At 46.2% G+C, this 19057-nt stretch carries 16 protein-coding genes and 1 pseudogene; all 17 read right to left on the bottom strand.

All coding sequences use genetic code 11. The annotated features are described in order from the left end of the window. Positions 1–21: 21 nt before the first annotated feature. The 17 genes and pseudogenes from murG to VZF35_RS18880 all read right to left on the bottom strand — a co-directional run bounded on the left by murG (position 22) and on the right by VZF35_RS18880 (position 18973). The gene (gene murG / locus VZF35_RS18960) at positions 22–1131 is read right to left on the bottom strand and encodes an undecaprenyldiphospho-muramoylpentapeptide beta-N-acetylglucosaminyltransferase (protein WP_407307442.1); all 1110 of its coding nucleotides are present in this window, start codon (positions 1129–1131) and stop codon (positions 22–24) included. A gap of 16 nt (positions 1132–1147) precedes the next feature. Continuing rightward, the gene (gene spoVE, locus VZF35_RS18955; RefSeq protein WP_407307440.1) at positions 1148–2242 is read right to left on the bottom strand and encodes a stage V sporulation protein E; all 1095 of its coding nucleotides are present in this window, start codon (positions 2240–2242) and stop codon (positions 1148–1150) included. 14 nt (positions 2243–2256) lie between these two features. Continuing rightward, the gene (murD, locus tag VZF35_RS18950) at positions 2257–3627 is read right to left on the bottom strand and encodes a UDP-N-acetylmuramoyl-L-alanine--D-glutamate ligase (RefSeq protein ID WP_407307438.1); all 1371 of its coding nucleotides are present in this window, start codon (positions 3625–3627) and stop codon (positions 2257–2259) included. 61 nt (positions 3628–3688) lie between these two features. Continuing rightward, positions 3689–4036, bottom strand: a complete 348-nt coding sequence (locus VZF35_RS18945) for a PAS domain-containing protein (protein ID WP_407307436.1) — start codon at positions 4034–4036, stop codon at positions 3689–3691. A gap of 27 nt (positions 4037–4063) precedes the next feature. After that, positions 4064–5065 (bottom strand): phospho-N-acetylmuramoyl-pentapeptide-transferase, encoded by a 1002-nt coding sequence (gene mraY / locus VZF35_RS18940; protein WP_407307434.1) that lies wholly within the window; start codon positions 5063–5065, stop codon positions 4064–4066. A 3-nt stretch (positions 5066–5068) separates the two neighbouring features. Further along, positions 5069–6502: a UDP-N-acetylmuramoyl-tripeptide--D-alanyl-D-alanine ligase gene (locus VZF35_RS18935; RefSeq protein WP_407307432.1), complete on the bottom strand. Its 1434-nt coding sequence runs from the start codon at positions 6500–6502 to the stop codon at positions 5069–5071. Continuing rightward, positions 6495–7969: pseudogene (locus VZF35_RS18930) on the bottom strand (UDP-N-acetylmuramoyl-L-alanyl-D-glutamate--2,6-diaminopimelate ligase). The gene VZF35_RS18935 and the pseudogene VZF35_RS18930 overlap by 8 nt, the downstream one beginning before the upstream one ends. 98 nt (positions 7970–8067) lie before the next feature. Beyond that, positions 8068–10122, bottom strand: a complete 2055-nt coding sequence (locus tag VZF35_RS18925; protein WP_407307430.1) for a penicillin-binding transpeptidase domain-containing protein — start codon at positions 10120–10122, stop codon at positions 8068–8070. A 6-nt stretch (positions 10123–10128) separates the two neighbouring features. Continuing rightward, positions 10129–10683 carry a septum formation initiator gene (locus VZF35_RS18920; RefSeq protein WP_407314713.1) on the bottom strand — a complete coding sequence of 185 codons (555 nt, stop codon included), beginning with the start codon at positions 10681–10683 and terminating at the stop codon, positions 10129–10131. A 36-nt stretch (positions 10684–10719) separates the two neighbouring features. Further along, positions 10720–11652: a 16S rRNA (cytosine(1402)-N(4))-methyltransferase RsmH gene (rsmH, locus tag VZF35_RS18915; protein WP_407307428.1), complete on the bottom strand. Its 933-nt coding sequence runs from the start codon at positions 11650–11652 to the stop codon at positions 10720–10722. A 16-nt stretch (positions 11653–11668) separates the two neighbouring features. Continuing rightward, the gene (mraZ, locus tag VZF35_RS18910; protein ID WP_308897796.1) at positions 11669–12100 is read right to left on the bottom strand and encodes a division/cell wall cluster transcriptional repressor MraZ; all 432 of its coding nucleotides are present in this window, start codon (positions 12098–12100) and stop codon (positions 11669–11671) included. Between the two features lie 265 nt (positions 12101–12365). After that, positions 12366–13748 carry a dihydrolipoyl dehydrogenase gene (gene lpdA / locus VZF35_RS18905; RefSeq protein WP_407307425.1) on the bottom strand — a complete coding sequence of 461 codons (1383 nt, stop codon included), beginning with the start codon at positions 13746–13748 and terminating at the stop codon, positions 12366–12368. Between the two features lie 214 nt (positions 13749–13962). Beyond that, entirely contained in the window at positions 13963–14463 is a 501-nt protein-coding gene (locus VZF35_RS18900) for a LysM peptidoglycan-binding domain-containing protein (protein WP_407307424.1), read from the bottom strand. A gap of 337 nt (positions 14464–14800) precedes the next feature. Beyond that, positions 14801–14995, bottom strand: coding sequence for a DUF1858 domain-containing protein (locus VZF35_RS18895; protein WP_407307422.1), 195 nt, complete (start codon positions 14993–14995; stop codon positions 14801–14803). Between the two features lie 78 nt (positions 14996–15073). Further along, complete coding sequence (locus VZF35_RS18890) at positions 15074–16144, bottom strand: methionine synthase (protein ID WP_407307420.1); 1071 nt, start codon at positions 16142–16144, stop codon at positions 15074–15076. A gap of 82 nt (positions 16145–16226) precedes the next feature. After that, a complete protein-coding gene (locus tag VZF35_RS18885) occupies positions 16227–18356 on the bottom strand; it encodes a glycosyl hydrolase (RefSeq protein ID WP_407307418.1) in 2130 nt (709 codons plus the stop codon). Positions 18357–18547: 191 nt separating this feature from the next. Further along, positions 18548–18973, bottom strand: coding sequence for a Fur family transcriptional regulator (locus VZF35_RS18880; RefSeq protein ID WP_407307416.1), 426 nt, complete (start codon positions 18971–18973; stop codon positions 18548–18550). Positions 18974–19057 lie beyond the last annotated feature (84 nt).

Below are 19057 nucleotides of genomic sequence, written 5' to 3'. Positions count from 1 at the left end.
CCACGAATATCGAGTTCAAAACTAGCGCCAGGCAGTCGCCCAGCAAAGATCTACAATTTTATTTAACGCCTGAGGTTGAGCTAAAGTTCGTGAGGCTATTCCCATCTCTTTTAATATAGAGGGGTTGGAGATTAATTCATCGACTTCTTTCCATAGTCGTTCCCCATTTAATTCTTTGTCGAGAATCATACGCGCTGCACCGGCTTGTACCATCGCTTGAGCATTATGTTCCTGATGATTCTCCGCAGCAAACGGATAAGGAATCAAAAGGCTCGGGACCCCCGCAACTTGTATCTCAGCCAACGATGCAGCCCCCGCCCGACCAATAAAGAGGTCTGAGCAGGCCAAGGCTTCCGGCATATCTTTCAAATACTCGACAACCCGCCAATGAGGATTTTTCCAAGGTATTCCTCTCTCCTCTAATTGCGCGATGGTTTCCTGATAGGTTGTTTTACCTGTAGCCCAAATCACTTGGATATCGGAACGGCGCACAAGATGCTCTAAAACCATAGACATTGCCTGATTCAACGTTCGGGCGCCTCGGCTTCCGCCTGTGACGAGTAACGTCAATCGATCCGGCAGCAAGCCAAAATGTCTTGCCCCATTTCGGCGAGTGACTTGACCAACGTCCGGACGAACCGGCAGACCCACTAATTCCAACTTCTTTTTGACTCCGAAACGGGCTATACTTTCAGGAAATGTGACCATCACTCTCCGTACAATTCGAGCCAAAAGTCGATTTGTTATTCCCGGCAAGGCATTTTGTTCGTGGAGCATTGTCGGAATATTAAATAGGGCAGCTGATAAGACGACAGGCCCTGATACGTATCCCCCAGTTCCCACGACTAAATCCGGATGAAACTTGCGCAACAATTGCTTCGTCTGCCAAAAAGCTTTACAGCTTTCGCCTAGAACTTTAAACGTCTCCAGACTCAATTTACGCGGCAGACCTTTCCCGGAAATCCCAGCAAAATCTACGCCTGCCTCTGGAACTAAACGAGCTTCCATTCCATCATGGATTCCCACATAAAGAATTTTAGTTTCGGGATCTCGAGCTAAAATCCCTTTCGCAATGGCCAAAGCCGGATAAATATGCCCGCCGGTTCCTCCGCCTGTCAGCATCACTCGCACCGTGTTTACCCCTTCCTTACATAATCTCACGAGAAACTCTAAGCAAGACTCCAACACCCAACATTGTAAATACGAGGGATGTACCTCCATAACTAATAAACGGCAAAGTAATCCCAGTTACCGGTAACACCCCGCTCACTACACCCATATTAATCATTGCTTGAATGGATATCATAGCGGTTAACCCGACAGCCAAGAAACCTGAAAAAGGATCCTGTGCTCGCATAGCCACTCGAAATCCCCGCCAGGCGAACAAGAAAAAAAGCAATACAACTAATGTTGCTCCAACAAACCCAAGTTCTTCACCAATCATCGCAAAGATAAAATCCGTATGATTCTCAGGTAAATATAAAAACTTCTGGCGGCTTTGACCAAGGCCCAAGCCAAACAACCCCCCCGGACCTAACGCCAGCAGAGCCTGTATCGTTTGGTAGCCGTTTCCTAAAGGATCTGCCCAAGGATCAAGAAAGGCAAAGATGCGGCGCATGCGGTAAGGGGCTGCAGCAATTGCCGCTACGACTAAGCCCAGCCCAGTCCCACCTAAACCCAAAATATGCGATTTTCTGGCGCCCGCAGCAATCAGCATAAAAAAGGTTGTTGCAGCAATTACTAAAGTTGTTCCGAGGTCAGGTTGGAGCATAATCAGCCCTGCGATTACTCCCAGCAAGCCCAGGATGGGAATAACACCTTTGCGGAAGGATTGAATTTTGTGGGGGTTTAAGGCCAGAATATGTGCCATCACCAAGACCATAGAAAGCTTGATCACTTCAGACGGTTGTATGGACAAAGGTCCAAGCCCGATCCAACGATCGGCACCATTCACCCTCCGTCCCAATCCTGGAACTTTTACCGCCACTAATAAAACAATGGCGACATACAGCGCCGGTTTGGCAAAGCGGCGCAGCATTTGCAAATCAACCCTATAGCTGACCAACATGGCTAAAAGGCCTAAAGATACCCAAATAGTTTCCGCCTTTAGAAAATGATAGGGATCGTCGAACTGAATATACCCTCTAACAGCACTTGAACTGTAGACCATGATAAAACCTATCCCCAGCAAGGCAAGAATCGTACCCAGCAAGACCAAATCCGGTCGGTGATATCTTCGCACATAGAGTTCCCCCTTTATTGTTCAATGGGTTCCCTATAATGCCTACGCACTAACTCCTTAAACAATTCCCCTCTTTCCTCATAACTTTTAAACATATCCCAACTTGTACAAGCAGGGGATAACAGTACAACATCACCCGGTACCGCCTCAGCTATTGCCAGTTCTACTCCATCAGCAAAGCTCGTTGCCCGAATAATCCGCTCAACTCCTTCATCCCTGGCTGCCCGTTCCATCTCATCAGCGGCCATTCCCAATAAAACCAGACTTTTAACCCTATCTTTGACAACTTTCATGAATTCATGAAAATCAAGTCCCTTATTTTTTCCCCCAGCAATTAAAACTAAAGGTTCTTCAAAGGCCAACAAAGCTTTAGTGGCAGCGTCCGTGTTTGTCCCTTTGGAGTCATTGACGAAAAGGACTTCGTCAAAAGTTCCAACAATTTCCTCTCTGTGTTCAACCCCTGGAAACTCAGCAAGCCCCTCAGCGATCTCAGTCCAAGAAAGGCCAAAGGCCTTTGCCGCTGCTGCCGCTGCCATCACATTCTCTAAATTATGCGCTCCGCGCAATTGGAGATCCTTGCGGGGGATAATTGGAATGATCTTCCCATCTTCGGCATAGACGATACTGCCTTGATGTAAGCTAATTCCGGTCGTCAGAAAGGATGTCGGGCTAAAATATAAGACTCTCCCCTTTAATTTCGATCCCAATTCACGCACATAAGGGTCATCCCAATTCAAAATTGCCAGATCCGTAGCCCGTTGATTCTCGAAAATGCGAGCTTTTGCCTGAAGATAGGCTTCAATCGAACCGTGTCGATCCAGATGGTCTGGAGTAAGATTCAGCAAGATTCCTATATGGACACGAAGTTTATGAATGAATTCCAGTTGAAAGCTGGATAGTTCCGCGACGACAATGCTGTTTTCATCCATTCTTTCGACTTGTCCGCTCAAAGCAACGCCAATATTTCCGGCCACAACGGCTGGACGACCTGTTCGCTTCGCCAATTCACCGATCAAAGAGGTCGTTGTCGTTTTTCCATTAGTTCCAGTGACCCCAACGCATAGGGCAGGACAATCGAACATAGCCAGTTCAACCTCGCTCCAAACTTCAACATCTTCGCTAAGAGCCTTTTGAACAAGCGGCAGCTGAGGAGATACCCCAGGCGACAATACTAATAGATCAGGTCTAACCTCTTTATAGTCCGGCACATGACCCACCAGTAAATGCTCCTGATCAAGGCTCAGTCCTTCAACACCTTCTAACTGTTCCAACGGCTTTCTGTCTGTAAGGAAAACCTCAGCACCCAATTGCTGAAGATTTCGCACAGCCGCTTGACCACTTAGGCCTGCTCCGATAACCAAAATACGCTTATTCATCCATTCCACGTTAAGTCTTCCTCCGTCACAAATATTTGTGTTACGAGCAGCCTTGTAACACATTTCTTCCTTATTTCTGTATATTCATTTCAAAACGTTCAAAATAACCAATCATAGCACCAGTCTCGTCTCGAACGGGTACGATGTAAACTCTTTCATTTCTTTCATTGACTTTCAAAAAAACTTCACTGGCATGATTCTTGAGTTTCTCAACGGCCGCTGCAATCATTTCCTTCGATTGGGGATTTTGATGACACTCAAAAAGGGATTTGCCAATTAACTCCCGGTATCCTCGTTCTTGATAATAATGGTATTTTGCCCTTTTATTCATGTATCTAATAATATGGTCGCAGTCCACAAAAACGACGGGGTAGGGATAGGAATCTAAAATAGTGGCCAACATAGTTTCTTTATCCATCACAAGTTCCTCCTATAGGTTCTGGTGTTAACTCAATGTGGGCATATAAGCAACGATTCCCAGAAGTGCGCAGGCCAAAGCCACTGTCCAAAAAACAAGGACCACCTTCCATTCACTCCACCCGCCAAGTTCAAAATGATGATGGAGCGGACTCATGCGAAAAACCCGCTTTCCAGTCGTTTGAAACGACGCAACTTGAATGATAACAGAGAGTGCCTCTACGGCAAACAGCCCCCCGATAATAATGAGAACCAACTCGCTCTTCGTAAGAACTGCCAAACTAGCCAAGGCCCCGCCCAAGGCCAGAGAGCCCGTATCCCCCATAAACACACGTGCGGGGTGAGTATTAAAGCGTAAAAATCCCAAGCATCCACCGGCTAAAGCGGCAGAGAAAACAGCCATATCTGTCTCATGAGCCAGAACCGCTACTCCTTGGATAGCAGCCATTAAGGCGATGACGATATAACCCATTCCGGCAATCATGGTACTTCCCGCGGCTAGTCCGTCAAGGCCATCGGTTAGATTTACAGCATTCGTCATAACCACGATGATTAAAGAAGTAAAAATATAGTAAAACCAGCCCAATTCCAAATGCAGCGAGGTAAAGGGAATTGAAATATCTGTCCCTCTGCCTAACCAACGCACCGATATCCACATGAGCACAAAGGATAATCCGAATTGTCCAATAAGTTTCTGATAAGCACGAAGTCCTAGAGAACGGTGCATAACAACTTTAATAAAATCATCAATAAAGCCAATTAGGCCAAACCCCAAAGTTATCCCAACGAGCGTCACCATTTCGAGAGAGGTAGGTTGCTCAGCAGAAAACAGCGCGCTGACAATAATCCCTACGAGAAAAATTATCCCACCCATGGTCGGGGTTCCGGCCTTTTTTAAATGTCTTTTGGGGCCATCATCCCGGACAGTTTGCCCGAACTTCAGGATCCTTAAGACAGGTATCAAAAAAGGGCCCAAAATTAATGTGATAATTAGGGCTAAGCCCCCAGCCATGACCAAACGCTCTGACATGCGCTAATCCATCCTTTTCTCTGATCTTTCTAATTGTACGGTGATCTCTTCCATCTTCATTCCCCGAGACCCTTTAATTAAAACCCAAGCTCCGGCCCCATCAGCCGCTAGGAGATCCCGGGTTATCCTAACTGCTGCTTCACGGGTCGCTGTCATAAAAATCTGGTTTTCCGGATATCCGGCTAAACGCGCGCCATGTGCGATATCTTTCGCTAGATTTCCCACGGTAATCAAGGCACTGATCCCAAGTCTGGCGAGGGTCTGCCCGACTTCACGATGTCCGGATACTGCAGACGTACCTAATTCGTACATTTCACCTAAAATTGCCAGGGTTTTATTCCCACTCGCCCGTTCTTTAAGAATTCTTAGAGATGCCTGCATGGAGACTGGATTGGCATTATAGACATCATTAATCAGCGTGGTTTCATAAATCCCTGGCCGCAGCTCTAAACGCATTTTAGACATTTCCAGTTCCCTAAGACCTACACACCCATCAGCTAAAGGAATGTTAAACACCGTTCCTACAGCAAGCGCGGCCAGTGCGTCCAAAACGTTGTGCTTTCCAGGCAGCGGGAGATAAGCATCTGCCTTCTGCTCGAGAAAGCTCACGACAAACTCAGTTCCCAACGCCCCTTTGGGAGTAAGTCGAGATCCTTGAATGTCAGGGTGGATTATTCCTTCATCCGCACCGTAGAATAGAGCTCTGTGCGAATCCCTACTTGATTTTTGCACAGACGTCTCATCTTCCGCATTTAAAATGGCAACACCCTCTGCCGGAAGAGCTTCGATAAGTTCCCACTTCGCCTGGGCAATCCGATCTTGAGTTAAAAGAAGTTCCAGATGGGTTGTACCAATATTTGTGATCACTCCGATATCAGGTTTCCCAATCTTACACAAGGCCTTAATTTCACCTAAGCCACGCATCCCCATCTCCAGAACCAAGATTTCCGTTCCCTGAGGTGCGTTCAGAATCGTCAAAGGCAGCCCTAATTCATTGTTATGATTCTCTTTGTTGCGATAGACACTAAAGTTCTGAGAAAGAACCGCTGTAATCATATCTTTTGTCGTTGTCTTCCCATTGCTTCCAGTGACACCTACAACCTTAGCGCCAAGTTCCAAACGCCAAACGCGGGCAAGTTCCTGAAGCGCCTCCAGCCCGGAATCAACCAGCAGAAGCGCCTTGCCTTCGGGAGCATATGGTTTTTGAGTTCGTTGTTGAAAATATCCCTTTTCTCCGATCACTAAGGCTGCCCCATTTTTCCAAGCGGTATCCATAAACTCATGGCCGTCCACTCGTTCCCCGGGCAGGGCAAAGAACATCTCCCCGCCCTGTGCTTGGCGACTATCCAGAATGCATCCACAAACTTCAATTTCTGAGTCACCGTACAATGTCCCCTTCGAGATCTGGGCTACTGTCGCGGCTGTCCATTTAGACATATCCCAACACTCCTAAGGCCTCACGGGCTACTTCTCGATCGTCAAACGGGTGCACCTCGGACCCGAAAATCTGATACGTTTCATGTCCCTTGCCGGCGATTAAAAGGGTGTCTCCCGGTTTAGCCATACGGCAAGCCGTCTCAATCGCTTCCCTTCTGTCCCGCAAAGCAACATAGTCGATTCCCGAAACTCCCGTCAGTACTTCTTTAATAATAAGGTCCGGATCTTCTGTACGAGGATTATCTGATGTCACAATGAGAAAATCACTCCAGCGTGAAGCTGCCTCACCCATCAACGGTCGTTTTCCGCGATCCCGGTCTCCTCCACAGCCGAAAATTGTTATTAACTTTCCTTGAGTGAAATCTCGGGCAGTACGAACAACGTTTTCCAGACCATCCGGCGTGTGCGCATAATCCACGATCACCTGAAACGGTTGTCCGCAGCGAACACTTTCAAATCGTCCCGGAACACCGGGGATTTCCGCTAGGGCTTCCGCCACAACGTTTGGGGCCCCCCCCGTTCTACCGCCCATGCAAAGGCCGCAAGGGCATTATAGACACTGAAAAAGCCTGGTGTAGCATACTGAATATCCTGAATCCCTTCCTTGAAATGTATCTGGAAACGCACTCCCTCAGCAGTAATCTCCACATTCTTAGCCCGATAATCTGCGGCATTGTGTATCCCGTAGCTTACGACTGGCGCGCTTGATACCTGAGAAAGTTTTGGGAATACCGGATCATCCCCATTTAAGATACTTATTTTTGGCTGCTTTTCCCCTCTCAGATCGGTAAACAATCGGGATTTAGCCTTAAGGTATTCCTCCATTGTTTTATGATAATCTAAGTGATCTTGTGTTAAATTCGTAAAAATTCCCACGTCAAACTCACAGCCCGCTACCCTCCCAAGGTCCAAAGCATGTGAGGATACTTCCATCGCGGCAACGTTTACCCCTTCGGAAACCATTTCCCCCAGAAGTCTCTGGATCTCTATCGCTTCCGGTGTCGTTCGTTCGCCGGGAATTTCACGCCCATCGATGCGAGAACCCAAGGTACCGATAATACCAACTTTCTTATTTTGCTTCCTGGCAATCGTCTCAATCAAATACGTTATTGTCGTTTTTCCGTTCGTCCCAGTCACACCGACCAGTTCTAATTGTTGACTGGGATGACCGTAAATCATGGCCGCAATTGACCCCATGACTTGACGCACATTAGCAACTTTCACCTGCGGCACATTCAAAGGCAAAAAACGTTCTACAACTAAAGCAACTGCCCCTGAAGCGATGGCTGCCGAGGCATAATCATGTCCATCAACTTTAAATCCCGGTACACAAGCATAAAGATCCCCCGACTGAACGTGCCGAGAATCCATGGCTATTCCTTTAACCAAAACTTGAGTGTCGCCTGATAAAGCTTGCACCTCAATTTCATCGATTATTTCAGACAGTGATTTCATCACTGTAATCATTCCTAATCATCCTTTCATGATGACTTTTTAATTCGTGGCTTTGCCCTATACCGCTTAAAATTATTATAGACAATTCAGGCAAGCGGTAGACCTCCTCACTATCGACCTAAGGGACTGGCCGAAATTGGGACGCGCCCTGCCAAATCATTGATCGCTTCAACATCCTCATCCTCATCTTCCCACCAATGAGCAAGGGTCGGGGCAGAGGCATCCTTCCCCAGATAAAGGAGCACGTTCGATCCTGATTCAACTTGGGCATCCCCATGAGGAATTTGGTCTAGGACCATTTCACCCTGACCTTCGGTTAAAGCCTTAAAACCAGCCTGATTTAAAGCCTTCTCAGCCTCGGCTAAGGGCAGACCCAAGACAGAAGGAACGGTGGCCGCTTTTTTTATCGGTGGGAATTCCAGGCCAGGCATGGGTTTGCTAGGGGTCAGAGGTGCTTGAGTATCAGGTTTTACGCCGAGATATTTTAAAGAATCGAGCATGACACTCTGAACGACCGGCGCAGCAACCGCTCCTCCATAAAACGGCACTCCGTCGACCACGGCCAAGATCGCCAGACGCGGATTATCTGCCGGAGCAAAGCCCACAAAAGAAGCGACATAGTCCCCTTGAACATACGCTCCATTAACCACCTTTTGAGCAGTCCCTGTCTTTCCGGCTACTCGATAGCCGGGAAGAAATGATCTGCGACCTGTCCCATTCGTTACAACCGATTCAAGAATTTCACGCTCAAGTTTGGAGGTGTCTTCACTGATAACACGGCGGACTTCCTCCTTTTTAAAGGGAGTGATCACCCGTCCGCTTGGTCCGACAATTTCTTTCACCAATTGCGGTTTCATCAGCGTTCCACCATTAGCAACGGCGGAAACAGCTGTTAAGAGTTGAATCGGCGTGACATTATTTGTCTGCCCAATGGACATTGTTGCCAAATCCAACGCTGTCGCCTTTTTCTTATTCGCTAAAATGCCCATGGCCTCCCCGGACATCTCAATTCCCGTCTTCTGCCCAAATCCAAATTCACGCAAGTATTTATAAAAGCTGTCCATTCCCAGACGCTGTCCCATTTCAATAAAACCCGGGTTGCAGGAATTCTCAGCCACTTGCACAAAGGTTTGGTCTCCATGTCCCCCTGATTTCCAACAACGTACATTTTTTCCCAAAACCGTATAAGCACCTTTGTCAAAAAAGTGTTCTGTTGGTTTAATTTTCTTTTCTTCAAGGGCAGCAGCCAAGGTGATAATCTTAAAGGTAGAACCCGGCTCATAGCCATTTTGAACGGCAATATTTCTCCGAGCACTGGGATCCGCATCTTGATAGTGATTCGGATCAAAAGACGGAGCGGAAGCTAAGGCCAGCATCTCTCCTGTGTTCGGATCCATGACTAAAATCGAAGCGGTTTTTGGTACTTGTCCGTTCATATTCGTACCCTGGCCAGACATTAACTTTTGCAGTTCTCTCTCTGCAAAGGCTTGAATGTTTTTATCGATGGTTAAACGCACAGTATTTCCTTGCTTAGGAGCTAAATACTGATGCTCAGCTTCAGGAAGCGGAATTCCATTAGCGCCGAATTCCTGGAGTATACTCCCGGGAATCCCCTTCAGCTCTGAATCTCTGGTTAACTCTATCCCTTCAAGACCCTGATTGTCAATGCCAGCAAATCCGATTATATGACAGGCTAAGGTTCCTGAGGGATAATACCGTTGACTGTCCTCTGTAGTCCCTATTCCAGGAAGCGCTAACGCCCTGATTTGGGCTGCCACTTCCGGTTTAACCTGCTTTTGAATATATTCTAGGGCTGAGCGTTTAGTAATTCGGCTCTCAATTTCCGCCTCAGTCTTTCCCAAGATTTTAGACAAGGTCAGAGCCATTTCCTTCGCTCTGCCCGATTGTCTTACCTCCGCAGGGATAGCATAAACAGTCTCACTGCTAACACTCATGGCTAAGACATTTCCCTGACGATCCTCAATATTTCCGCGTTTAGGGGCCACTGGAACCCCCCGGAAATGGGAATCGTCTGCTTTCTTGCGCAAATCAGCTCCTTGACTTAGCTGCACAAATCCCAAACGAATGATCAGAACGACCAAAAATGCACTAACACACAAAAAAAGAAAAGCGATTCGTTTACGCATGACAACTAAAGGACTCACACGTCCTCACCCCTGCCTTTCTGGGTCTCTGCGTACCCAAAGCGCCCTTCTCTTTTTCCTATCGTTGTGTAGAAGCAAAAAAACTTGTAAATAGCTTCGAAAACTGATGCAATGCTGTAGTGGATTCAGCCTCAGCTGTTTGAGTGGGAGCTTGGGGGGCAGAGTTCCCGTTTGATTTTTTACCGCGGACCCCGTTTGATTCTTGGCCTCAGAAATTGTACCCGCCATATAAACTGTTCCCGCAGGCTTTTCCATGCCCATAGACAGCGCGACACTCTCGATCCGACCAACTGCACGTAATTTATCGGCCTCTAATTGAAGAAGATCTTTCTGTTCCTTAAGCGTAGAAATTTCTTTCTCTAAAGCCCGAACTTGCGCACCCTTAACGACAGTCAGCTGAATCGTTTCCGCTCCGATAGCGCCAGTAAGCCCAACAATAAACGCCAAGAGCATAATACTCTTTCCATAAGAATGTCGTTTCCGCTTTCCCACGATTCGTTGGTTTCTCTCGTTCGACCTAAGGTCAACTGGCTCCTGATACATCATCTTTTCCTGCGCCACTACCAAGGGTATTCCTCCTCCTTTTGCTTTAGACCGTTATATTTTCTCAGCGATCCGCAATTTTGCACTTCTGGCACGCGGATTTTGCTCAACTTCTTCTTCAGTAGGCAGAATCGGTTTTCGGGTCAACACTTTAGCAACAGCTTTAGCATTACACCGACAGATTGGCAATTCCGGAGGACACGTACAGCGTCCTAACCAGGATTTCATTCTCTCCTTAACAATCCGGTCTTCAAGTGAGTGAAACGTGATGACGGCAATTCGGCCTCCTCGGTCGAGACAACGCAAGGCCTGATCTAAGACGCGGTCTAAAACTCCTAACTCATCATTAACGGCTATCCGGAGAGCCTGAAACGTTCGTTTGGCTGGGTGAGGTCCATCGCGGCGAACTGCAGCAGGGACGGCCGCTTTAATCACGCTCACTAAGTCCCCCGTTGTTTCCAGCGGACGCTCTTGGCGTTTCCGGACGATAAATTGCGCGATTCGTTTCGCCCATTTTTCTTCCCCATAGTTCCAGATGACTTCGGCCAATTCTCCTTCAGGCCAATGGTTCACAAGATCTCGCGCGGTCCTGGGGTTTTCCGAATCCATTCGCATATCGAGAGGCGCATCCTGCATGTAACTAAAGCCTCTCTCAGCTTCGTCCAACTGAGGGGAGGAAACACCTAAATCGAACAATATCCCTTTTACAGGCAGGAGGCACTTTTCCTCAAGCGTCTTCTCCAGACTTTCGAAATTCCTCTGAACTAATATAACACGTTCATCCCTGCCGAAAATTTCTCGGGCATGACGAATCGCGTGCTCATCTTGATCGAAACAAATTAGTTTTCCGTTAGTGTCGAGTTTTCCTAAGACCCTCTGACTATGCCCAGCCCCACCTAAGGTGCAATCCACATAAGTACAAGAGGGATCAGTAACCACTCCGTCAACCGTCTCTTTCAACAAAACAGTAACATGATGAAAATCCAAAATTACCCGTTCCTTTCTATATACCTAGCTGTACTAAGGATTCGGCAGCGCTGGCATAAGCATTTTCTGCCTGCCGGCTGTAGTCTGCCCAAAGTGCCTGACTCCAAATCTCCACCCTGCTTGACACTCCTACTAAAACCAAATCCTTTTCCAATTGCGCATAGTCTCGCAAATTAGCCGGCAATAGAATTCTACCCTGCTTGTCCAATTCACATTCCGTTGCTCCTGAAAAAAAGAAACGTACAAAAGCGCGAACATCAGGTTGGGTGAATGGTAAAGCGCGAAGTTTTTGTTCCAAAATGTTCCATTCAGTAATGGGATAGACAAACAGACAATGATCTAAGCCTTTGGTCACAATAAATTGTTCTCCTAAGGCATCGCGGAACTTTACCGGAATGATTAGCCGGCCTTTTCCATCAATTGTATGGATGTACTCCCCCATAAACATCTTGTTCGCCCCACTTTACCCCACTTCATCCCACTATTCTCCATTCAAAAAGATTTTCCTGCAACTCCACCAAGGATTTTTAAAAAAACTCTAAAAAAAGGAAAAGGGTCCTAAGTAAACTGGGACTAGCAAAGGGACGGTTCTCTTATTCTTTCGAGAACCGCCCCTTTTTCTGCGCCAAAGCAACTTATTTCATTTTATAAGCCAGAACACTTAAATAATAGACATAAGAGTTCGCTCCCTTGTCTACTGCATCAAAAAAATCTTAAACTGTGTGAAGTGGTTTTCCGTCTATTCCGTGGGCGGCCTCCATAATGGTCTCCGGGAGTGTTGGATGAGCGTGTACGGTCCGTGCCAGATCCTCTGCGCGAAGCCCTTTTTCCACAGCCACGGTCAACTCCGAAATTAAAGTGCTGGCCTGAGGTCCCATAATACTCCCTCCGACAACGATTCCCTGATCATCCGCTAAAATTTTAACCATTCCGACACTTTCACCGAGGGCTAAAGCCTTGCCATTCGCGGAAAAGGGAAATTTGCTTGCGCGATAGACTGCACCAGAAGCCTTAAGTTCCTGCTCCGAAAATCCAACTGCGGCAATTTCCGGATGCGTGAAAATGGCGCTGGGGATAGCTTTATAGCTCATAGCAACAGAGTGTCCCGCAATATGCTCCACTGCTGTAATTCCTTCTGCAGAAGCCACGTGCGCTAACATGATTCCTCCGACGACATCTCCAATGGCATAGACATGCGGAAGGTTCGTTTGCATTTGCGCATTAACTTTTAGAGCGCCTCTTTCCAGTTCTAACCCAAGCTTAGCCGCATCAATCCCCTTTAAATTTGGTCTGCGCCCTGTCGATAAAAGAACACGGTCGGCAGGAATCTCCTTGATTCCTTTAGCATCTTCAGCTAGAACAACGAGGTTCCCACCTTCCTCGCGTATCTCTTTAACGGCTGTTTTGGTTAAAATGTCCATTCCCTTACGTTTCAGCAAAGGGGTTAAGCGTTTAGGTATCTCCTCGTCAACGGTCGGCAAGAGGGTCGAGAGCATTTCCACAACCGTAACTTTAACTCCGAAGGACTGGAAAACAGAGGCAAATTCCAAACCTATTACCCCTCCGCCTATGACGACCAAACGCTTAGGCAATTCCTGTTCTTGCAACAGTTCATCACTCGTTCCAACGCCCGGAAGATTAGCTCCAGGAATAGGTATGCGTACTGGCACTGACCCTGTGGCTAAAACGACATTATCAACTTGAATTCTTTCAATTCCTGAATCTGTCGTTACATCAATTTGTCCCAGTTCCTTAAATTCGCCCCAACCTTTAAGTACACGAACATTGGCAGCTTTCATCAGCTTTTCTACCCCGCCAACAAGGGCATTAACTACTTGATCCTTGCGAGCTAACACAGCAGCATAATCCAGGTGCTTTTCACCCACGAACAAGCCAAACTCTTGGGCGTTCTCTATCTCACGCCATAGGTCCGCACTTTTAACAAGAGCTTTTGTGGGAATACACCCTTGGTTTAAACAAGTACCCCCTAATCGCTCTCCCTCAATCAAAACAACAGATAAACCTAATTGGGCAGCTCTTAAGGCGCTGACATATCCACCCGGTCCACCGCCAAGAATACCAACCTGATAAGACACTAGACCACGCTCCTTCCACACTCTTTCTCTATTCTTTCGACTTTTGATTACATTTTCCCTGCTTTTACTGAGTAAGAGCGCTAAGTTAAGACTGGATTGTAATCTAAGACTGATCGAACCAGATTTACTATTTACCGAATATATAACATGTATACCGAAACCCTAAGTATGCCCTCAGGGTTTCGGTTCCTGTTCAAGGATTTTATTGAAGGGTTTAACCGTAGTAATTAGAGGATGATGCTCCTGGAATAAATAAGATTTGCCCGGGATAAATCAGGTCAGGGTTACGCAAGTCGTTCCCGAGAATAATGGCTTGCATGGTGGTACCATAACGTTTGGCGATCTTATAGACAGTGTCTCCCTTTTTAACGACATAAACTTCATGAGCTGGCATTGCTTCTTGGACTACAGCATGCTGATGCATCATTGCTTCACCATAAGGCTGCGGGCAAGGTGGCGGGCAAGGCATTGGACAGCAGGGATCTTGCATATTGTACATTCCTTGTTGAACCATTACATCCGATTCGGACATTCCCATCATTCCTTGCATGCCCTGCATACCCTGCATACCCTGCATGCCCTGCATTCCTTGCATTCCTTGCATTCCTTGCATTCCTTGCATTCCTTGGGCATCGGACATCATCCCTGGCATAGTTTGCATTCCACCCATACCTGATGGGAAAGTCGGATTATAAGCAACGGAACGTAATTCCATATTAATTTCCTCCTTTTAACAACTTAAATCATGACTGTTATTTAAGTGATATTGCCTTTGATTAATAACAATATATGGATTATCAGGTATATTGTGTATGTACCATTTTTCTAAATGATTTTTTTTAAGAATTAACCTCAAAATATTTCAGATGTTTAATTTAATTAAGAGTTTGTACCATTTTTTTGCTGTTGTGTGAAAAATGGACAATAATTACATTATTCTTAGTCTCAAAAGAAAAAGAGCCGACATTAGATCAGCTCTTACTTTTATTTTAAGATTAACAAGAATAATTCGGTTTTTATCATCCAGCAAAGTTCCCGCCCGTAACTAAACCTTAAGGCTCGATCGCTTGGTTAAGCTGGGCGACTAACTCATCGGCATTCCGACCGTGAGTTAATGCGGCACCCTCGATACTTTCTGTGGCAGACGAAGGACAGCCCAAGCAATGCATTCCTAACTCCAAAAAAACTTGAATCGTTTGAGGATATAATCTCAGCACCTGACTGACTGTCATCTCTTTTGTCAACATTTCTGTACCCCCTTTAGAAATCTTACCAACAGACTTGAAGCTGCCTAGGGATATCGTCATTAATGTCCTTAGTATTGGCTAGTCATTATAAGCAGAACCGATACCTGACAGTAGTCTATAAATATGTTCCGCTAATTCTTTGCTTAATGTTCCAGTTCCACAACTGGCAGTGAGCATGCTTTGTTGGCGAAGCTGGGATTCATTCACGCCCCGCTTAACAAGTTCGGAAATATTCCCTTCCAAGCGGCGCCTGAGGCTTTCAACACTTTCCTCCCAGGCTTTATTGTTCGTGGGAACAATCCCCCAGGAAAGAATCCCTCCTCGCTCCAGGAATTCACTGACCGACTTAGCCAAAACCATCATACTGGGCATATACTCATAGGCATCAAAATTTACAACTTGAATCTCCGAATCAAAAATCAAGGTCCAATCCATCCCTGCACAGACATGAACCCCAGGAATTCCCTTTTGGTGGAGAATCCCGCCTGCGATACTATTCAGTTCTTCAATCAGTTGCGTCCTATCTAAAGTTACATGGGTCGAAGCTCCAAAGGCGTAAAGGCCAGGATCATCGATGGTCATCAGGACCGGAAGCCCGAAGGATTTTAGTCGTTTGGTCTGCCATTCGGCATGCATCGCTAAATTCTTAACAAGCATATCCCGTAAGGTTTCGTCATAATAACTGGATCTTCTGTTTCTATCTGTAATCTGCATTCCCAGAGTCAGTGAACCACTGAGCTGACCCTTCAAAAGAACAGCATTACGCAAGCCATTAATCTCCAGGTCTTGACAAAACAGTTCAAACCCTTCCCCGCCTTCTGAGCTAAATCCGAATTTATCCAGAGTCTGGCCTCCGTCCTCCAGAGCCTCTAAATATAGAGCATAAAAAGCCGTCATTCGTTCCATCCAGTCATTCGCTTCAACCTGAAACTTCGGAGTATTCACATCTTCAATAACTCCTGTCGCCAGCAAGGCGTTGAGATATTGAGCAACAAACGAACTTTCCGCTCCACGCCCAGGGAGTTGTGGCCAATGAGGGGCTCGAGAAACATTAGACCATATTAAATCTAAAGCCTCACTACCCTTAGTATGAGGCACACTTCCAACCCCCGTGACTAAAAAATTCGGTTTAAAATCAACGTTATTCATTACCCAACCTCTTTCCAGTTTAAATAGCGGTCCATCGAATATTAATATAATAGCAGAAATCGCTATAGGATGATAAATTGCTTTAAGGTCTTAGTATATGCCACAAATAAACCCCATCGGCATAGTGGAGCGACCCCCAAATCAGAAGAATGCCCGCGATAATTCCGGGTACCCATAAAAGTGACAAGTAACGTCCGCCAATCCGATGGATATCGTGAATACGGATCGGGAAGAGCAAGCAACTCAACAAGAGATATCCAAGAAGCGGAATATAGATTGGCATTCCCCAGGGTAATGCAGCCCAACCAAGAGCGATCAATACAGAAAAGTAATAACGTCGTTCCAGCCAATACATGACTCCCATAACATGAGGTGCATCAGGCAAATGTGGAGCGGCTACCCCAATTTGTAATAACCGCAGCAGCATCCCTGACATACTCAACATTCCCCAAATCAACCATGGCGACTGGGCCTGTAATAACTCAATTCCTGGCCATAGATGAACGAACCAGGCACTGAAATGTATAGGAATACGATATAAGCTTGAGGTTATTAAACCGCCAATTAAGCCCTCCCGGGCTAAAACAAACAGTCCATTCCAACGCCATGCTTTGCGCAAGCGTCGTTTTGGTTTAGAAACACCTATCTCTTTATATCGCCAGGTAACCGATCGAATATTCATCCAAGCTAAGAAAATCAGGAGCAAGGCCCAAGATCCCGAGACTATTGGTTCCCTTTTCCAAGCAGCAGCCGAAACCGTCGGTGTTTCTGCCTCAACCTGCCCCCAAGTCCCCTGGATTTTGTTTCCTTGAACCAGCAGAGACTGCTCAGCTGTCAGCCCTGTAATAGAGCTCGGCTTGGTCTTAAAGGCGAAAGCCAAATCCGGTTGGACCTCTGTTGCTGCCTGGCGGAAATAGACTTGCGCCGCAGGATCTGAATCTAACCCCTTTCCTACTGTCCAGGCCCAAAGAGACGGATGCATTATTTTCGCTGAAGAAATTTTTTGTATAGTCCCTGGTTGGGGAAGCCGACTCGAAGGAATAGCCTCAATCGGTAATTCCGCCCAAACACCCATACCTACTCGATCTGCTGCTTGCAGCCATAAGTCGTCGGGAGACTGTCCTATAAAGTAAATAAGATTTATTCCTTTGCTCCGTTCACCCTTGAGCCAAGAATCCAACTGGCCGGTGTGGCGAATTTTATATTCCTCTTCAGGAGTTAAAGCTTCCCCTTTAATAGAGAGCGCCTGGTCGTTTAAAACCCACTTTCCAGAAGAAAAAGTCATTGTCCGTAAGCCAATCGGGAACGCTAGATCATCGATATCACCGTTGCTATTCGTCACAGTGATATGAACCTGATAAAGAAAGGGATCCTGCAGAGTCCAGCGCCGAGCATTCGGTACGGCAAATGTTAAAGCAACCGTTTGATGATCGGCATTCTCCTGAGGCTGTACCACAAGCGTCTGTTCGGCGACACCTGCCGACCCATCTGAGAGCACTCCATAAATAGTCCAAGGGCCTCCTTCCGGAGTAAAACTATGATGCCATAAGTCTGTCTTCACAACAACTTGAGCAGTAGTGGCATTCCAGGAAACACTCGTCTGAGGCGCGGTAAAAGTCGTCTCAGCTACGGCTTCCAGAGCAATATCTCCTGTAATTCGCCCCAATTCCGGCCAGCCTGAGCCAAGAACCATCGTCCGTTGCTCTTGACTGGAAGAAAGGCCAACAATCAAAATATTATCTTCCCCATAGTGAAACGCTTTTGCGGGAATTTCAACAACATCAGACCCGCCGCTTCCCTCAAATTCTCCAATTTTTTCAGGACTTGTTGTCCCATTTAAGTACACAATCACATGCCCCTGCACACCGCTTAACGTAAGCAGCATCGTCCTGGAGCTCCATTCTCCGGGAACTCGAAAACGTTTTGCTCCTATCGAAAACGCCTCACTGGAAGGGATTGTTAGGGGACGCCCTCCAGTCAATAAAGATTGGCCATTTTTTCCTTGAGCGTGTTCAGACTCTGTTGTCCAGGCCTGGCGCAATGTTGAATATCGGTCCCAGCTCCCATTTAATGTTTGTGTATAACGGCCGGAACTAATTCCGTCGTGCCCCGCTTGAAGAGAAACACCCGTTGGATTGTTCCAAAACCACCATAGTGCTCCGATTAATAAAACTAATAAACCTAAAAATATTATGATACGACGATTAAACATAGCCCCTCATGTCCTCAAATTTTATTCGTATTATTATTCGTGCAAAAGTTCAAAAACCCTTGCCCCTGAAAAAATAAAACCCACTCGGTAAGTGGTAAAAATCTTCACCACTTACCTAATGGGTTTAGTTTACTGTCAGAACGTCAGGCACAAGGCAAGTTTTCTGAAATAAGTTTTATACATAGTGCCAATTAGTTCAGTTTCTCTGTATTGCATTCAGGACAAATTCCGTAGAACTCCAAACGGTGTCCGATAATTGAAAAGCCCGATTTTTCCTCAGCTTCTCGATCAACATCCATTAAGGGGCGATGAAAATCCGTCACTTTACCACATTTAGAACAGACAATGTGATAATGATTTTGAGGATTACCATCAAAACGACTGGACATATCTCCGTATGATAACTCCAGAATATGCCCATGTACCTTAAGCATATTGAGTGTATTATAAATTGTCCCTAAACTTACTCCAGGAAATTTCGCTTTTACATGGTGATAAATCTCATCAGCAGTAGGATGGGACTCCGTTCCAAGGAGAAATTCTAAAATCGCCTGTCTTTGGGGAGTGAAGCGGACACCTTTATCCTTTAATTGCTTGAGGATTTCAATTGCGTCCAAAACAAGAACTCCTTTCCTAATTTAAAATTACTGTTAATTAATTTTAAATTAAGATTAGAAATTTGTCAATAAAGAAAACTCGGC

Source organism: Desulfosporosinus paludis (assembly GCF_045689965.1).
Classification (GTDB): domain Bacteria; phylum Bacillota; class Desulfitobacteriia; order Desulfitobacteriales; family Desulfitobacteriaceae; genus Desulfosporosinus; species Desulfosporosinus paludis.
The sequence above is the reverse complement of the archived record's forward strand: the minus strand, read 5'-3'. Positions and strand labels throughout refer to the sequence as shown.